The sequence below is a fragment of the Arthrobacter sp. AG367 genome, from assembly GCF_007828995.1.
In the GTDB taxonomy this organism is placed as follows: Bacteria; Actinomycetota; Actinomycetes; order Actinomycetales; family Micrococcaceae; genus Arthrobacter.
Genome location: NZ_VIVE01000001.1, coordinates 495,052 through 512,080 on the forward strand (window position 1 = coordinate 495,052; position 17,029 = coordinate 512,080).

Annotated in this window: 16 protein-coding genes; 7 read left to right on the plus strand and 9 right to left on the minus strand. The window is 66.4% G+C overall.

Annotated features, from left to right (window positions below; genetic code table 11):
- Positions 1–48 precede the first annotated feature (48 nt).
- Positions 49–2,163 (minus strand): acyl-CoA dehydrogenase, encoded by a 2,115-nt coding sequence (locus tag FB478_RS02240; RefSeq protein ID WP_144599727.1) that lies wholly within the window; start codon positions 2,161–2,163, stop codon positions 49–51.
- A 1-nt stretch (position 2,164) separates the two neighbouring features.
- Positions 2,165–2,935, minus strand: a complete 771-nt coding sequence (locus FB478_RS02245; RefSeq protein ID WP_186447712.1) for a TetR/AcrR family transcriptional regulator — start codon at positions 2,933–2,935, stop codon at positions 2,165–2,167.
- A 19-nt stretch (positions 2,936–2,954) separates the two neighbouring features.
- On the opposite strand from FB478_RS02245, the gene FB478_RS02250 reads away from it, so the two are divergent.
- From FB478_RS02250 to FB478_RS02260, 3 genes are read left to right on the plus strand one after another with little or no spacing between them, the layout of a single operon-like run.
- On the plus strand, positions 2,955–4,310 hold the full coding sequence (locus FB478_RS02250) for an acetyl-CoA C-acetyltransferase (protein WP_144599729.1): 1,356 nt from the start codon (positions 2,955–2,957) through the stop codon (positions 4,308–4,310).
- Between the two features lie 8 nt (positions 4,311–4,318).
- Entirely contained in the window at positions 4,319–5,659 is a 1,341-nt protein-coding gene (locus FB478_RS02255; RefSeq protein ID WP_144599730.1) for a 3-oxoacyl-ACP reductase, read from the plus strand.
- Positions 5,656–6,567: a MaoC/PaaZ C-terminal domain-containing protein gene (locus tag FB478_RS02260; protein ID WP_144599731.1), complete on the plus strand. Its 912-nt coding sequence runs from the start codon at positions 5,656–5,658 to the stop codon at positions 6,565–6,567. The genes FB478_RS02255 and FB478_RS02260 overlap by 4 nt, the downstream gene beginning before the upstream one ends.
- Positions 6,568–6,591: 24 nt before the next feature.
- Here FB478_RS02260 and FB478_RS02265 read toward each other — a convergent pair whose 3' ends face one another.
- The 5 genes from FB478_RS02265 to FB478_RS02285 form a co-directional block, all read right to left on the minus strand.
- Positions 6,592–7,644, minus strand: coding sequence for an aromatic acid exporter family protein (locus FB478_RS02265; RefSeq protein WP_018771143.1), 1,053 nt, complete (start codon positions 7,642–7,644; stop codon positions 6,592–6,594).
- A 93-nt stretch (positions 7,645–7,737) separates the two neighbouring features.
- Positions 7,738–8,847, minus strand: coding sequence for a serine hydrolase domain-containing protein (locus FB478_RS02270; protein ID WP_144599732.1), 1,110 nt, complete (start codon positions 8,845–8,847; stop codon positions 7,738–7,740).
- A gap of 44 nt (positions 8,848–8,891) precedes the next feature.
- Positions 8,892–9,944 (minus strand): glutathione S-transferase family protein, encoded by a 1,053-nt coding sequence (locus FB478_RS02275; protein WP_144599733.1) that lies wholly within the window; start codon positions 9,942–9,944, stop codon positions 8,892–8,894.
- A 20-nt stretch (positions 9,945–9,964) separates the two neighbouring features.
- A complete protein-coding gene (locus FB478_RS02280; RefSeq protein WP_144599734.1) occupies positions 9,965–10,717 on the minus strand; it encodes a M50 family metallopeptidase in 753 nt (250 codons plus the stop codon).
- A gap of 150 nt (positions 10,718–10,867) precedes the next feature.
- Entirely contained in the window at positions 10,868–11,170 is a 303-nt protein-coding gene (locus tag FB478_RS02285; protein WP_018761323.1) for a DUF4193 domain-containing protein, read from the minus strand.
- A 204-nt stretch (positions 11,171–11,374) separates the two neighbouring features.
- Between FB478_RS02285 and FB478_RS02290 the strand changes: the two genes are divergently transcribed.
- The 4 genes from FB478_RS02290 (at position 11,375) to FB478_RS02305 (ending at position 14,128) form a co-directional block, all read left to right on the plus strand.
- Positions 11,375–12,517 carry a glycosyltransferase family 9 protein gene (locus tag FB478_RS02290; RefSeq protein WP_144599735.1) on the plus strand — a complete coding sequence of 381 codons (1,143 nt, stop codon included), beginning with the start codon at positions 11,375–11,377 and terminating at the stop codon, positions 12,515–12,517.
- Positions 12,514–13,485, plus strand: a complete 972-nt coding sequence (locus FB478_RS02295; RefSeq protein WP_134164741.1) for a glycosyltransferase family 9 protein — start codon at positions 12,514–12,516, stop codon at positions 13,483–13,485. The genes FB478_RS02290 and FB478_RS02295 overlap by 4 nt, the downstream gene beginning before the upstream one ends.
- Positions 13,486–13,559: 74 nt before the next feature.
- Positions 13,560–13,784, plus strand: coding sequence for a hypothetical protein (locus tag FB478_RS02300; protein ID WP_018771137.1), 225 nt, complete (start codon positions 13,560–13,562; stop codon positions 13,782–13,784).
- 152 nt (positions 13,785–13,936) lie between these two features.
- On the plus strand, positions 13,937–14,128 hold the full coding sequence (locus FB478_RS02305; protein ID WP_018771136.1) for a three-helix bundle dimerization domain-containing protein: 192 nt from the start codon (positions 13,937–13,939) through the stop codon (positions 14,126–14,128).
- Between the two features lie 14 nt (positions 14,129–14,142).
- Here FB478_RS02305 and FB478_RS02310 read toward each other — a convergent pair whose 3' ends face one another.
- A complete protein-coding gene (locus FB478_RS02310; RefSeq protein WP_144600030.1) occupies positions 14,143–15,168 on the minus strand; it encodes an NADPH:quinone reductase in 1,026 nt (341 codons plus the stop codon).
- A gap of 48 nt (positions 15,169–15,216) precedes the next feature.
- A complete protein-coding gene (locus tag FB478_RS02315; protein WP_261377356.1) occupies positions 15,217–16,815 on the minus strand; it encodes a phospholipase D-like domain-containing protein in 1,599 nt (532 codons plus the stop codon).
- Positions 16,816–17,029: the final 214 nt, after the last annotated feature.

Below are 17,029 nucleotides of genomic sequence, written 5' to 3' on the forward strand. Positions count from 1 at the left end.
GGGGGAGCGGCGCCGTCGTGCTTTCCGGGCCTGCGCGCCGGCGGCTGATCAGGCTTTCCGGGCCGCTGCCGTCCTGGCAATCAGGACTTTCTCGTCCACGGGCGACTGCCCGCTTGCCCTTTCATTCCGGAAGTAGGCCCGGGCCTCGTCCTGCCGGGTTTTCTCGGCGCCCGTTGCGATGGCCGCCCGCACATGATCCCCGCCGTACCCGAAGGCGTCCACCAGGTCCAGGGCATGGGGCCGGATCCTCTCCAGCAGCCGGTTGATGTACCCGCCCACGGTGCGTGCCCGCTGCATGGAGAGCCGGCCGTTCATGAGGTACCAGGCCAGGTTCTTCTCGATCAGGGACAGGCCGAATAGGTCCCGCAGCCAGGTCAGCACCTTCCTGGTTCCGGGGTCGTCCACCTGCTGCAGGGCGTCCGTGAACGCCTCCCACTGCAGCAGTTCGGCGTGCGCCTGGGCGGCATCAATAAGTTCGTTCTGGTGCCGGTTGAACAAGGCGGCGCCCTGGTCCTGCGGCAGCCGTTTGCTGCCCTTCAAAGCAGCCGCGGCCTCGGCCACCATGGTCTGCACCCTGTCGGTAAGGAGGGCGCGCTGGCCTTCCTCGTCCCGCAGCGCGATGGCAGCCTTTTGGACCGAACCGGTGTCGGCCACGAACTGGGCCACCTGGCGCAGTCCGGTGCGGTGGACAGCTGCGCCGGCAGCCTGGTTCACCACGTACCGGGCCAGCACGCCGAAGTCCACGCTGCGGAATTCCTTGGCGTAGTCGGCCAGCAGACGCTTGGCCACCAGTTGGAGCAACACCGTGTTGTCGCCCTCGAAGGTGGCATACACGTCCAGGTCGGCCCGCAGTGATGCGAACCGGTTCTCAATCAGGAAGCCGGCGCCGCCGCAGGCTTCCCGGCATTCCTGCAAGGTGTCCAGGGCGTGCCAGGTGCTCAGCGGCTTCAGCGCTGCGGCCAGGGTTTCCAGGTCCTGTCGGTCCGCGTCGGTATCGTGGGCACCGGAGAAGACATCGTCGAACTTCTGCAGGAGCTGCTCGTGGGCAAAGCCGGCCGCGTAAGTGGTGGCAAGCCGGGTGAAGAGGCGCCGCTGGTGCCGCTGGTAGTCGAGCAGCACCTCTTCCTCCGTGTGCGACGAGGCGTTGAACTGGCGGCGTTCGGTGGCGTACTGGATGGCTGCTTTCAGGGCCACTTTGGAAGCTGCGACGGCGGCACCGTCCAGTGACACCCGGCCCTGCACCAGCGTTCCCAGCATGGTGAAGAAGCGCCGGCCGGGGCTGGCGATGGGCGACGTGTAGGTCCCGTCGGCATCGACGTTGCCGTACCGGTTCAGGAGGTTCGTCCGCGGGATGCGGACGTTGGTGAAGTGCAGCCGGCCGTTGTCGATTCCGTTCAGGCCGCCCTTGATGCCGTCGTCCTCCCCGCCGATCCCGGGCAGGAATTCCCTGGTGGCGGGGTCCCTCAGGTCAACGTAGAAGGCATGCACCCCGTGGTTAACCCCGCGGGTAGCCAGCTGGGCGAACACCACGGCGCCCAGGCCATCGATGGCGGCGTTGCCGATGTAGTCCTTCCAGGCGGCGCGGAAGGGGGTGTGGATGATGAATTCCCCGGCGGCGGGGTCATAGGTTGCGGTGGTGGCAATGCTGGCCACGTCCGAACCATGGCCCGTCTCTGTCATGGCGAAACAGCCGGGGATTTCGAGGTTCATGATTCCCGGCAGCCATTTGGCGTGGTGGTCTGCGGTGCCCAGGTGCATCACCGCGGATCCAAAGAGTCCCCACTGGACGCCGGCTTTGATCTGCAGTGACGGGTCAGCCACCACCAGCTCCTCGAACCCGGCGATGTTTCCGCCGTGGTCGTCGGAACCGCCCAGTGCCGCCGGGAAGGCGCGGTGCACGGCTTCATTGTCCACAAGGTATTTGAGCTGGTCGAACACGCGGGCGCGGTGTTCGGTGTGCGTCAGGCCCTCGGTCTTGTGCAGTTCCGGCCTGGCGGCCAGGTCCCTTGCCTGGAGCCGCACGTCGGCCCACTTGCCCAGGAGCTGCCGGCCCAGTGCCTCGACGTCGACGGCGGGGGCAGGGCTGCTGCCTGCGGGTTTGGCTGCAGGGGTCGCCGCGGGGCGAAGCCCCTTGCGGGCGGGGCGGTCCACTACGTCAGTCATGTCACAGTCCTTCTTTGGCGGATAACTTGGTGATCGGTGGGGCGGGAGTGAGTTCGGGGGCTATGCCCACGCACAGCCAGGCGGTTATCTGGCGCGCCATGGTCTCCTGGCTTGGTTTGGAGGGGGAGTCCGGAGTGCTGAGCCATTGTTCGCCGGCGTTCCGCACCAGGCCGATTGCCGCCTTGGGCCAGTAGCCGATGACGGTTTCCCTGTCGTCGCCCAGGTGCGACCGCATGGGGGTGGCGATCATGTCCGCAATTGCGTCAAAGAAGTGGCCCAGCGGGCCGCCTGCCGCCGACGGGTGCGGCGGGTTGGCGGGGTCGCCGGGGGCATAGCTCGTGACGAACGTGTACACGTTGGGACTGGTGTCCGCCATTTGCAGGTATGCCGAGACCATGGCCAGTAAACCTTCCCGGGGGGTCACAGCGCTTTGCGCTGCTTCCTGGATGCGGTGCTGCATCTGGCTGAGGACCACTTCGCCCACGGCCTGCTGCAGTCCGGCCTTGTCCCCGAAATAGCGGTAAAAGACCGACTTCGAGGTTCCTGCCGCCGTTGCTATGTCCTCCATGGAGGCGTCGCTGCCCAGTGCGTGCACAGCGCGGCGGGCCTGCTTGATGAGTTCGCGGCGCCGTTCCTCCCGGTGGCTCTGCCAGCGCGCCGAACGGCCGTCAGAGCTGGCGGAAGACGGCAGCTCAACCGTCGCTGGAAAGCGCGTGTCCTGAAAGTTCACGATACCCAGCGTATCAGGTACGCTGGGTATCGGTAACCACATGTGACCAGAGGAGCCATCCATGTCCACAGACGGACAGTCCACCCCCACACCCGACGGATCAATCGCGGCCGGGGTCCCGGCAACCAGGAGGGCAGTGATCGTAGGGGCCAACCGGATCCCGTTCGCCCGTGCCGGCGGCGCTTATGCAAAATCCTCCAACCAGGACATGCTGACAGCTGCCCTGGACGGACTGATCGCACGCTTTGGGCTCCAGGACGAACGGATGGGCCAGGTGGCCGCCGGCGCCGTGCTCAAGCACTCCAGGGATTTCAACCTCACCCGGGAGGCCGTGCTGGGCTCGGCACTTTCCGCCGAGACCCCGGTCTACGATCTTCAGCAGGCCTGCGCCACGGGACTTGAAACGGTGGTGGGCCTGGCGAACAAGATCAAGCTCGGGCAGATCGACTCGGCCATTGCCGGTGGCGTGGACTCAGCCTCCGACGCGCCGGTGGTAGTCAGCGAAGGGCTGCGCGAGGTCATCCTGGACCTTCACCGCGCCAAGACACTTCCCCAGCGCCTGCAGATCCTGAGCCGCCTCCGGCCCAAGGACCTGGCACCGCTGGCCCCGGGCACGGCAGAACCCCGCACCGGCCTGAGCATGGGTGAACACCAGGCCCTCACAACGGCACAATGGAAGATCTCCCGCGAAGCCCAGGACGAACTGGCGCTGAACAGCCACCACAATCTGGCTGCCGCCTACGAGTCCGGCTTCTTCGATGACCTCATGACCCCCTACCGCGGACTGACGCGGGACGCCAACCTGCGGGCCGATACATCGCTGGAAAAGCTTGCGTCCCTGAAGCCGGTGTTTGGCCGGAACCTCGGGGCAGATGCAACCATGACGGCAGGAAACTCGACCCCACTGACCGATGGTGCCTCCACAGTGCTGCTGGCGTCCGACGAGTGGGCAGATGCCCGCGACCTGCCGAAGCTGGCAGCAGTGGTGGACGCTGAAGCTGCGGCCGTGGACTTTGTCCACGGCAAGGACGGGCTGCTGATGGCCCCCGTGTTCGCTGTGCCCAGGCTCCTTGCCCGCCAAGGCCTTACGCTGGCGGACTTCGACTTCTTCGAAATCCACGAAGCATTCGCCGCCACTGTCCTCAGCACCCTGGCCGCGTGGGAGGACGAGGAATTCGGCCGTACCCGCCTCGGCCTGGACGGTGCTCTTGGCAGCATCGACCGCTCGCGCCTGAACGTCAACGGGTCCTCGCTGGCAGCGGGCCACCCGTTTGCGGCGACCGGCGGCCGCATTGTCGGCACGCTTGCCAAGATGCTCCACGCCAAGGCGGCGTCCACAGGTCGTCCTTCGCGCGGCCTGGTGTCCGTCTGCGCAGCCGGCGGCCAGGGCGTCGTCGCGATCCTGGAATCTCTGTAGGGGACGGCATGGCTGACACATACGCACAACTGGTCAACAGCGGCGTAGGCCGCAACCTCGCAAAGAAACTCGGCCTTCCGCAGCCCGCTGTCCTGCGCCGCTACGAGCCGGGGCAGCCCCTGGTGACCGGGCCTGTCGTTGTCCTGGGCGACACCCCCGGCGCGGACAAACTTGCCGCCGAGCTGCTGTCCTGGGACCTCGATGTCAGGCGGCACGCCGTTCCGGCCGAAAAACTGGGTGCCATCATCCTGGTCCTCGATGAGCTCGGGCACCCGGCGGACCTGGAAAAGCCTGTGTTGGCGGCCGCGGGTTCCCTCCGCGACCTGCGGGCCGGGGGCCGGATCATCACCTTGTCCCGCCCGGCGGCGGAAGCTGCCACTCCCGACGCTGCAGCAGCACGCCAGGGGGTGGATGGCTTCCTGCGATCCCTTGCCAAGGAACTGCGTGCCGGAGCAACCGGAAATGGTGTGCTCCTCGCTGATGGCACCACTTCCACCAGCCCCAGCACGCTCGGTGCCATCACGTTCTTCCTCTCCGGCCGTTCAGCGTTCGTGGACGGACAGTTCCTCACGGTTTCAACGGAGGACGGCGCGCTGCCCGCCGACCCGGAAAAGCCACTTGCAGGAAAAGTGGCAGTAGTTACCGGCGCAGCCCGCGGCATCGGCGCGCAGATTGCCCGGACGCTGCACCGCGATGGTGCCACGCTGGTCCTGGTGGACATTCCGGCAGCGGGAGACCAGCTGGCGGCCGTAGCCAATGAGGTACGCGCGACGGCATTGCAGCTCGACATCACCGCAGCGGACGCGGGCCGGCGGATCATCGACCACGCCATACAGCGGTACGGACGTCTGGACATCGTGGTGCACAATGCCGGGGTTACGCGGGACAAGCTGCTGGCCAACATGGACCAGGCGCGGTGGAACCAGGTCATCAACATCAACATCGCCGCCCAACTCCGGATCAACGAGGCCCTGCTGGCCTCAGAACACTTCCGGTCTTCGCCGCGTATCGTTTCTGTTGCCTCCACCAGCGGCATCGCCGGGAACCGGGGACAAACCAACTACGCCGCATCCAAGGGGGGAGTTGTGGGAATGGTCCGTGCCAGCGCCCCGCTGCTCGCGTCCCGGGGCGGCACCATCAATGCGGTGGCACCCGGATTCATCGAAACCGACATGACCGCGCGCATCCCCTTCGCCGTCCGTGAAGTGGCACGACGGTTGAACTCACTCCAGCAGGGCGGCCTGCCCTCCGACGTCGCCGAGACCATCGCGTTCCTGGCCAGTGACGCCGCAGGCGGAATCAACGGGGAGGTGCTGCGGGTGTGCGGGCAAAACCTGGTGGGGGCATGACGCTCGCACAGCCGGTGATCCTGGCCGAGATGCCGTCCTTGTCCAAGCTCTACGTCAACGCCGCCGCCCAGGCGGCACGGCGCAGGCTCCTGGGCACACATGACTCCGCCGTCCTCCCGGCCGAGAGCCATGAAGTCAGGGGGGTGGTGGTGGGGGTGGAAAACCTCACGGCCTACCAGCACCTGATCGGTGAGACGGCAAGCGATGTCCTGCCTGCCGGTTTCATCCACGCGATCGCATTCCCGCTGGCCATGAGCGTCCTTAACCGCGACGACTTCCCGCTGCCCCTGCTGGGCATGATCCACCTGCACAACAGCGTCGAACAAAGGTCCCCATTGGTCTTCACGGACGTCCTGGACATGACGGCTTGGGTGCAAAACCTCCGTGGGCACCGTTCCGGCACGCAGGTGGACGTGGTAGCGGAAGTGCGCCGTGCCGGCTCGCCGGATGTGCATTGGCGGGGCGTCTCCACTTACCTGGCCAAGGGCGTGTTCCTGCCCGGAATCGACAAACCTACTGCGCTGCCACCGAAGGCCGATTTCACGCCGCCGGACCCGACGGCCCTGTGGCACCTGGGCGTTGACACGGGGCGGGCCTACGCCGCGGTATCCGGGGATTTCAACCCGATCCACCTGAGCGTGCTGTCGGCAAAAGCGCTGGGCATGCGGCGTTCGATAGCACACGGGATGTACTTGGCCTCGCGTGCGCTCGCAGATGTTGGCCCTGCCCGCGGTGACTCCTTCACGTGGGACGTGGAGTTCGAGGCTCCGGTGTTCCTGCCCTCCCGGGTTGCCCTGGAAATCGCCACCGAACAAAGCGGATCAGGGGCATGGAAACACTCGCGCTTTGTCGCCTGGAGCCCCCGCTCCGGGCGCCGCCATTTCAGCGGGACGGTTGCCGCGCTCTAGCCAGCCCGGTTCCCGGCGCCAGGACTAGTCCTGCGGGCGGACAGCCCGCAGGATCCGGTGGAGGCTGAGGAGGACCGATTCGGAGGCAGGGACGGTGCCTTGGGTTGCCTCCCTGCCTGCAGCGGCCGCCATGCAGGCGTCCACCGCCTCTTTCGCGGCGGCGAAGCGGTGTTTCTGGGTCTGTTCGTCAGCTTCGCTGTAGGACGCCAGCAGCTCTCCGGTGGCCGTGATGGCGGCAGCAAGCGGTTCACTGTCCTGCAGGGGGATATCGTAGGGGGCGTCGCTTTCCCAGATGACGTCCGAGAGCACGTCCGTCATGTCCTGGATGTGGAAAGTGACCCGCTCCAGTTCCCGCAGGTCGCGGTAGTCCCTGTCCACGTCCCTGGGGTGCAGCTTCCGCCTGGGATTGGCGCGGCGGCTGGCATCGGCTTCCTTGACCAGATGCCGCACCGATCGAGCTGCTTCGGCCAGTTCGTCCGACCGGCGCGCCCAGTCCTCGTGCTCCGGAGGCCACTTCTCGGTAATCGCCGCCCCCATGTCCGTAAGTTGCCGCCCAAGGGCGAGGCGGAGATCATCGAGGCTTGAAGCCGCTGCATCAAAGTGCAGCGGCGGGAAGATCAGAAAATTGACTGCGATCCCCACGCCCACGCCCGCACCCATCTGGACCAGGTAGCCAAAGGAGAAATCGTCCGCGTTGCTTCCGCCCACCAGCAGGACCAGCAGGGCCGCCGTCGGAATCCAGTCACGGCCCGAACCGATACCCGGCAAGCCGCCCAGGAGCACGCCGACTCCCATGAACAGGGCCACCGTCAACGGGGAGGGTTGGGCAAGGCTGACCAGAATGAAAGCAAGGCCGATTCCCATTGCCAGCCCCGCGAGGGCCTGCGCCCCCTGCTTCACTGAGCCCGCGACGTTGTGGTACATGGCCACCAGGGCCCCCAGCGGCGCATAGTACGCATAGTGCGAGGCCGCGCCCGGCATTAGCGGAGCGATGGCGAACGCCAGGCCCGCGGCAAGCGCGGCTTTGGCAGCCAACTGCAGGCGCTGCGCCGCAAAGGCAGCGGAGAGCCCCGCCACCGATTGTTTGAGAAGTTGGGTCCCCCGAGCCCACCGTGCATCCGGTCGTGCTTGAGTGTTGCCCATCCGGACCACAGTAGGGCCGGGCGCCTGTCAGGACAAGCCCGCTGCGGAACGCCGCACTTCGGCGGCCAGGCGATGCGCCCTTCCCGGCGTCCGGCCCTCCTCCTGGCGGCGTGGAATGTAGCCAAAGCCAAGCCCGTAGGCCGGATCCGCAAAACCGAGCGCCGCGTTGGCACCCTCGTGTCCAAAGGCCCGGTGGCTGCCAAAGTTCCGGGAAGGGTGGGGCTTCATGAAGACGACCGCAAACGCGTTGTCCAGGCCTGAAGAGCGGTCCAGGCCCCACACCTGTTCCCGGGTCATGGCCTCCACCGTCCGGGCCGCCAGGAACGGTTTGTCCCCGTCGACGCCTGTGGTCGCAGCGGCGTACAACCGCGCCAGGCCCTCAGCGGAGCCCACACCGCCGGCGGCGGACATTCCGGCCGCCCGGACGGCGCGGATGTTCGGCAGTTCCATGACGGTGCTGACCGGCGCATTGCTGTTCATGCCTTCGAGGCTGAGTGGATCAACCCAGCCCTGGCCGGGATCTTCTTCATAGAGGACGTCCCTGTACCGTGGCTCCAGCTCCTCCGGGAGCCCCAGGAAGAAATCCACGTCCTGCGGCTGCCGGATCCTGCGGTCGTACATGGCCTGCAGCGACTCGCCCGCGACGCGGCGGCACAACTCCTCCATAAGGATTCCGATGGTCAGGGCGTGGTAGCCGAACTGCCGCCCGGGCTCCCAGGCGGGAGCGGCAGCGGCAAGGCGCGCCGCGGCCGCGGACGTGGTGAATTCATCCAGGCGGAATCCGCCCTCAACGCCCATCAGTCCTGCCTGATGCGACAGCGCTTCCCGGACCAGCAGCCTGTCCTTTCCGTGGCCACCGAATTCCGGCCAGTAATGGACCATTGCCTTGTCCAGGTCAAGGACGCCATCCTGGACCATCAGGGCGATGACCATGGCGGCAACGCCCTTGGAGCAGGAATAGGCCCCGGTCACGGTTTCCGAAGCCAGGTCGGGGCCGCCCGTCAGGCGCACCACCGGCATCCCGTTGTGGTAGCAGGCGAGTTGTGCGCTGTACCGGGAGTCCTCAGCGAGGAACGACTCAAACAGGGCCAGGACGTTTTCGTACCCTGGCGCCACGGAACCAAGAGATGTCTGCATGCCCTCAGTGTAGGCAGGAAAGCGATTTCCTGCCCGAGGTTTGTTTAGCGCAACGCGCCGTGTCCCGGCGCAACCTCTTCGCCTGGCCGGACCGGCCCGGGCGGCGTGCCGTCTCCAAACGGCCGGCCCTCCAGCGATTCCCTGCCGTGGTCCTGCAGCCACCCGCCCAGGTCCGGACCGGCCGGAACAATGCCCGTGGGATTAATGTCCTCGTGCACGATGTAGTAGTGCTGCTTGATCTGCACGAAGTCGATAGTGTCCCCGAAACCCGGCGTCTGGAACAGGTCCCGTGCATAGCCCCACAGATGCGGCATCTCACTGAGTTTCTGTCGGTTGCACTTGAAGTGGCCGTGGTACACGGGGTCGAACCTGGCAAGCGTGGTGAACAGGCGAACATCCGCCTCGGTGATGGTGTCGCCCACCAAATAGCGCTGCCGGGACAGGCGGTCCTCAAGCCAGTCCAGCGCAGTCCACAGCCGGTCGTACGCCGAGTCGTAGGCTTCCTGGGAACCCGCGAAACCGCAGCGGTAGACGCCGTTGTTGACCTCCGTGAAGACGCGCTTGTTTACCTGGTCGATTTCGTCGCGGAGGTGTCCAGGGTAGAGCAGCGGCGCACCTGCCCGGTGGAACTCCGTCCACTCGGTCGAGAAGTCGAGGGTGATCTGGGGGAAGTTGTTGGTCACGACTTCACCGCTGCGTACATCCACGATGGCAGGTACGGTAATTCCCCGCGGATAGCCGGGGAACCGTTTGAAGTAGGCCTCCTGGAGGCGCTCTATGCCCAGGACGGGGTCCACTCCGCCGGGATCCAGGTCGAACGTCCAGGAGCGAGCGTCGTGGGTAGGGCCGGGCTGGCCCAGGGAAATCGCTTCTTCCAGGCCCAGCAGCCTGCGGACAATGACGGTGCGGTTTGCCCACGGGCAGGCACGGGCGGCGATGAGGCGGTAGCGCCCGGCTTCCACCGGCCACCCCGGCTCGCCCTTGCTGCCGGGGGAGGCATCCCTGGTGATCCGGTCCTCGATGTAATTGGTGTCCCGGGTGAACTCCGTGCCGCGGGTCACATAGGCTCCACGGGTGCTGTGCGTTTCCTGGCTCATGCCACAAGCCTATGCGCCGGCTATCCGTTCCAGGCACCTTCCGCGAGGATCGCCGAGACGGGCTGCCAGGCAACCAGCCACGCTCCGGCAACCAGGAGGGTGAACAAAGCAATCCAGACTCCGGAGGGGACGGAGGTGGCGCGGTACAGAAGGTAGGCGTCGGAGCTGCCAAGGCTTCCACGACGCCGGATGTGGACGTTCGTGAGTTTGAGCAGGTCACGCACAGCAGCCACCAGGAGTGCAAGACCGAAGATGACGGCCACATGCCCCACGACTGGCGCCGGTGCAAGGAAGGTAAGGGCAGCCGCGCCGGCGATGGCGGCGGCAGTGATTATGAAACCGGCAAGGTTGCGGAGGAAGATCAGCGACGCGGCCAGGACCAACAGGCTCACGGCCATGGCAGCCGGGCCCCACCCGCCAAGGCCGCAGCAGACGAAAGCGGCACCGACCATAGCCGGTACCGGATATCCCCAGAAACAGGACCATGCTGCTGCAAGCCGGCTCCTGCTGTAAGTGGTGGTGGTTCCGGAATGGTCAAGCCTGAGGCGGATTCCCGACAGCCGCTGACCGGACGTCAAGGCCGCGAACGCGTGACCCAGCTCATGGGTGGTGGTAGCGAGGAGCCCGAAGTAGCGCCAGCTGCGGCGGGGTATGGACAGACCGATGGCTGCCGCCACGGACAACAGCATCTCGATCCAGGTGACGTTGGGTACGTTTGCCTGCGCGAACGCCGCACTGAAGGTGTTCCACAAGCTCGCGGAGCTGTCCAACATTGCCTCCTGGCTGCCGGTTGGCGTCGTAAATGTCCTACTCCAACGCTACGCACCCCAGCTGGGCGAAGGCTTAAAGTCGAAAGGCACGCCCGTTGCGGCGTGCCTTCGGCGTTGGTGGGAAGTGCGAATCGCTGCCCGAAAGGTTCCCGACTAGCCTTCGCACTCAGTGCAGTAGCTGTGGCCGTCTTTTTGACGGGCGATCTGGGACCGGTGGCGGACCAGGAAGCAGGAATAGCAGGTGAACTCATCCTCAGCCTGCGGGATGACCTGGACTACGAGCTCCTCAGCGACGAATTCGCCGCCAGGGACGCCGGCGCCGTCCAGTCCGTCAGCCTCGTCCAACTCCTGCACAACACTGCGGGCGTCGGGAGCATTTGCTGACTGGAGCTGCTCGAGTGAGTTGTCCTGCGATTCCTTGACGTCGGAACGCAGTTCATCGTAATCGGTTGCCACTTTAGGTGCTTCTCTTTTCTTTGATTGGCTGTCGGGTATGAAACGTACAGCATCGGGAGGGTATTCCCCAACAGTGAGCGTGAATCCGCCGCCTATTGGGTAAAGGTCCTAAGGAGCAGCCGCACGTTCCAGGAGCGCATTGCGGCCGCGTGGGCAGTGGGGGGACAGGGTACTGGTCCCCCTGCATGACGGAAGGGGCAGTGTGTGGAACAACTCACCGCAGAGTTCGGCGGTGCAGGACAAATCGGCGTGGGCGTCGGTCCTGTGCTGGACAAGTTCACCGACGTGTCCAGGATTGTCATCCTGCGCGGCGGAGGATTGGGCGACCTGATTTTCGCCATCCCGGCCATGGCAGCACTGAAGGTGGCTTATCCGGGATCAACCATCACGCTGCTGGGAACACCAATCCACAAGGCGCTGCTGGAGGCGGTGAAAAGCCCCGTGGATGAGGTGGTGGTCCTGCCTTTCGCCGAAGGAGTCAGGCCTGGGCAGGAAGAGGCAGCTGAACTGGACCGTTTCTTTGCGGACATGCGGGGCCGCACCTTCGACCTGGCTGTCCAGCTTCATGGCGGCGGCCGCTATTCAAACCCCTTCCTGCTAAGGCTCGGCGCCCGTCATACCGTCGGGACCCGGACTGCCGATGCAGCCAGCCTCGAGCGCACCGTCCCCTACCTTTACTACCAGCACGAACCGCTCCGGGCTTTGGAAGTGGCCGGGTTCGCTGGTGCCTTCCCGGTCGATCTCGAAGCCCGGCTGGCGCCCGCCGGCGGGGGAGCCGCACACGAAGCCCTAGACGGCGCCGCCGGCCAGCCGCTGGTGGTGATCCATCCCGGCGCCACCGACCCCCGCCGTCGTTGGCCTGCTGACAAGTTCGCCGAACTTGCCGCTGCCTGCGCAGCGGACGGCTCGCGGGTGGTCATTATCGGTGACAGCAGCGAGCAGGACCTCGCGGAGGCGATCGCGGACCGGGCCGGATCGGCGGCCGTCGATTCCGCAGCCGGCGCACTGGACATGGCAGGGCTTGTGGCCCTGCTGGCGGAAGCCGGCGTTGTGGTGGCAAACGACAGCGGTCCACGGCACCTTGCCCAGGCCCTGGGCGTCCCCACGGTCGGCATCTTTTGGGCCGGGAACGTGATCAACGCCGGAGCGCTGGGCAGGAGCCTGCACCGCGTGCATGCCTCCTGGGTGACAGCATGCCCCACGTGCGGGATAGACGTGACCCAGGTTGGCTGGACGGCACCCCGCTGCGCCCATGACGATTCTGCGGTAGCGGGCATCGGGGTGCCGGAGGTGTACGAGGATGTCCGCAGCCTCACCGCCACGGCCTACGCAAAGCAGGACGCATGAGCGGCACCGGGACGGCGGGCGTTGCCACCGATCCGCTTCCCGCTGACGGCAAACCGGAATTACTGGTCCTGCGCGCCCTGAAGCTTGGCGACCTGCTGGTGGCCGTACCTGCCCTGAAGGGTATCCGGCGGGCGTTTCCCGAACACCGGCTGCGCTATGCGGCGCAGGGATGGCTGGCAGAAGCTTTGGGGCTGGTGGGCGGTTATGAGCTGTTCCCTACGCATGGGCTGGACGAGCCGCTGGCGATGGAACCCGGCGTAGTGGACGTTGCCGTCAACCTGCACGGCAGCGGCCCGGAGAGCCAGGGAAGGATTGAGGCGCTGAAAGCCAGGCATACGGTTGGCCACCGAAGCGCCCACCGGGACGGCCCGCCGTGGCGGCCGGAACTGCACGAACGCGAACGCTGGGTAAAGCTCCTGGAGTGGCATGGCATCGACGCGGATCCACTGGACGTAAAGCTGAATACGCCGCACGTCCCCAGCCCCGTCCCCGGTGCGACAGTCCTGCATGTCGGGGCCGCCTATGGCAGCAGGCTGTGGCCGGCGGACCGCTTCGCGGCGGTGGCAGCGGCCCTCGCGGAAGCCGGCCACCAGGTGGTTTTCACCGGCGGCGCAGGGGAGAGGGAACGCGCTGACGAAGTGTGCCGCCTTGCGGGGCTCCCGGGGACCACCGTCTTGGCCGGCGTCCTGGGCCTCGGAGAGTTCGCGGCCACCATCGCCGCCGCACGCCTGGTGGTTTCCGCCGACACGGGCGCCGCCCACCTGGCATCCGCTTACGGCACTCCTTCCGTGGTGCTTTTTGGTCCGGCCCCACCCGAAATCTGGGGTCCGCCCCCTGGGCCCCATGTGGTCCTGACCCGCACGGAGCTGCGGCGCGGGGACACGTTCGCGGCGCAGCCGGACCCCGCGCTGCTGGCAATCCAGGTGCCCGACGTCATGGCTGCGGTCAGGGGGCTGGGCCTGCTGTAAGCGCTGCGGATTTGCGCCCCATAGTGTGGGTCTGCAGGGGTCGGCTTGGGTCCCGGGGGCCTAAAATTGTGTGCATGAGCACTGAGCTGGAAATTGCCTTGGTGTTGGGGACGGCGTTGTTGTGGGTCATCGTGGCGCTGACCATCCTGTCTGCCATTGACCGGCCCGAAAGGAAGGCGCGCCGGCAGGAACGGCGCGACCTCCGGACGGAGAAGCGGCGGATCGAGTATCGCCCCGTCGCAGCGGGTTCCCATCCCCAAGGGCGGGACCGGCACTCGCGTAGGCTGCACCCGCATTGACGACGGCGGGACGTGCCCGGGTGCATCGGCGTGGAGCACCCGGCCGGCATACCGCACCCGGCCTGGCGCCCGCCGTCGTCCGTTGACGGTGTTGCGCTGCTGCCTGCCAGTCAAGTCTTGACGGGCTTCTTCGGAACCCTGACACTTTCCCGATGGGAGTAAGCGAAGAGTTGCGGGCACTGACTGACGTGGTGGACCGGCTTGCGGCAAGGTTTCCCGCACTGCCCCGCGAACGCATCGAGGATGTGGTGCAGCAGGAGCACAGCCTGCTGGATGCAGGCAGGGTCCGCGCGTTCGTACCGGTCCTGGTTGAACATGCTGCCAGGGACCGCCTGGCCAGGTGAGGCCCAGGGGCTTTTCAGGGTGCCGGCGTGACGTCGATAAGCACTTTTCCGATGGTTCCCTGTTCCACGGCATCGTGGGCCGCCGCAGTGTCCTCAAGGGTGAACCGGGTAAGAGGCAGACCATGTTCCTCGCCCACCCGAAGGGCACCTGCCGCGAGTGCCGCGGCAACGCCGGCTACCGCGTTCTCTTTCTGCCCGTCCGTGACCGTGTAGGTGAGGATGAATTGGTAGCGGACGTTCTTGGTCATGCTTTCGCGGATCGGAACCGTGAGCGATTCTCCGGGGTTGGCCGCGTAAATCGAGATGGTCCCGCCAGTCTTGAGAACGTGCAGGTCGGCATCGATGTTCGCCGGCGCGTTGACGTCCACGATGATGTCCACCCCACCGGGCGCTGCCTCCTGAACGGCGCGGACGACGTCGTCCTTCCGATAGTTGATGACCGTCCCGGCGCCTGCGCGGCGGGCGAGTTCGGCTTTCCGTTCTCCGCTGACGGTTGTGATGACGGTGGCACCGGCCCACCGCGCCAGCTGGATGGCAGCATGGCCCACGGCGCCTGCACCGCCGGTGACCAGCACGGTTCGACCCGCCAGGGCGCCGGGCGAGAGCGTGGCCGGACCGTCCTCATTCGATGTCAGGGCACGGTGGGCCGTGAGGGCCGGAATCCCGAGCGAAGCGCCGGTGTCAAAGGATTCGGCGTCGGGAAGTGCCACAACTTTGTGGGCCGGCACCACGACGTACTCCTGCGCCGTACCTTCGTTGCTGCCCCACGCCACGTCCCAGAGCCAGACACGGTCGCCGTGGCTGAAACCCGCCACCTCTGCGCCCACTTGGTCGATAACGCCGGCTCCGTCCTGGTTGGGAACCTTGGTGACGTCCAGTTTCCTGCCACCCGTTCCGGCACGAGACTTCCAGTCCGTGGGGTTCACGCCGGACACCACCAGCCGGACCCGGACCTCACCGGGACCTGGCTCCGTCAATGGCCTGTCCTGGAGCTGCAGCACCGAGGAGGGACCCGTTGCCTGGTACACGATTGCCTTCACGTCTTCTCCCATGTCCGGATGCTCATCCCTACCGCTCCAACCTAACCGCTAGAAGCGGTCCGTGCCGCGGAGACCCCGGGGGCGGCCGTCCGGATCGACGATGAAGCGGTAGACCGGATCCGCCCAGAGGCGATGGAGTGGCCGGACGGGTTGCGTGGCATGGTGGCGCACCTGCCCTGGCGGTCGGGGCGTACTGCGGCCGGCCCGGTGCCACTGGTCCAGGGCATCGGCGGTGCTGTTCCACAGCTCCAGACCTGCGGTGGTGGCCTGGAGCTGTGGGTCGTCCAGCTCCAGGCCCAGGTGTTCGGCCCAGAGCTGGAGCCTCAGCTCCGTGGCGAGTGGCCGGGTGGGCAGGGTGCCGGAGCCTGCAGGCAGCATGCCGTCGGCGGATGTGTCCATCACGGCGCAGGTGAGCTCACTGTCAGTGGTCCAGGAGCGCCGGTTGAAGTTGTCTGACCCGCAGGTGAACCAGGTGTCGTCGATGATGCAGATCTTGGCGTGGACGTAGATCGGGGTTCCCTGGCTGTTTTCCAGGTCGAATATGCCCACCCTGTCCGGCGCGGCCCGGCGGAGCATGCCGATGGCGCGCAGTTGCCCCAAGCGCTTGGGCGGTCCACTGAGAAAGCCATCAGTGTCGGGGTACCTGGGAACCACGATGATCACGTTCAGCCCGGGGTTGCGTTGCAGGGCGGCTGCGATCCCCGCTGCCACCTCTGTTGACCACAGATACTGGTCCTCGATGTAGATGAGCGAACGGGCCTGGGCGAACGCCTTTGCATAAGCCTTCGCTATGGTCCGTTCTCCGTGTGGGGCGAAGGGGAATGGCGGATGCTTCAGGCCGTAAGTGCGCAGCAGCTGCACGGCGTGCGGGCCTGCCGGAGGTGGGGGAGGAGCGGACTCGGGGAGCGGCTTGGGGTGCCTGGGCATCCGGGCCAGGCGCTGCAACAGCATCCGGTACGGGGTCCGCCGGTCCAGCGGGTGGGGATCGTTCCACCGTTCAGCGAATACGGCCAGCACATCTGCAACGACCGGGCCGCGCAGCTCAAGGGCGGCGTCGTGCCATGGGGGCCTCTGCCCGTAACGGGAATCCATCTCCACTGCCTGGGGGTCTCCCGCATGGCCGGCGTCATCACGGCGGCTGTGTGAGAGGTCCAGTCCCCCCACGAACGCCACATCGAGGGAGGGATCGGTACGCCGGCGGATGACCACCAGTTTCTGATGGTGCGAGCCGAAGAGGCGGACGCGCTGATCCAACAGTGCCTCCCCGCCGGAGTCGTTGATCTTCCGGCTGAGAAGTTCGTTGGAGCGGCCACTGATAGGGGCCGACACGCGCTCACCATGGGATCTCCAGACGAGGCCCCGTACCTCCACGCCGGACCGGGCCAGCCCGGCGAGCTTCGCGCCAATGGTCGTACCGTTCGCCTCCAACTGCTCATCGGCATCGCCACGCCAGTCGGTGAACCATACCTGGTCTCCCGCCTGCAGCGCAGACAGCTCCTCATGCAGCCTGGAGAAGTATGTTGCTCCGTGAATCAGGGGACGTACCAGGTTTCCTTCAGACCAGGGGCCGGACTCCGTACCAGCCCCTTGGACGTCGGAGGCAGGGTTTCCCCGCTCAGCCTGATTCAGAAACCACTTGCCAACCATGCTGTCCACGTGGCGCTCCTTCCGGGGCCCGGGGGCAGGCCACTGCGTTTCCAAACTAACCTACGCCCGTGCGTTTACCTCCGCCCCGTGCAGACGGCTCCAGACAGATTGAAACCAGCAACGCTCCACTGCCACGTTGGGAATAGGCTTGGGCAAGATCCTCCCTGCTGCAGTCCACTCGGCGGCGGCAAGCACCGGCGCGATGCGCAGGGCG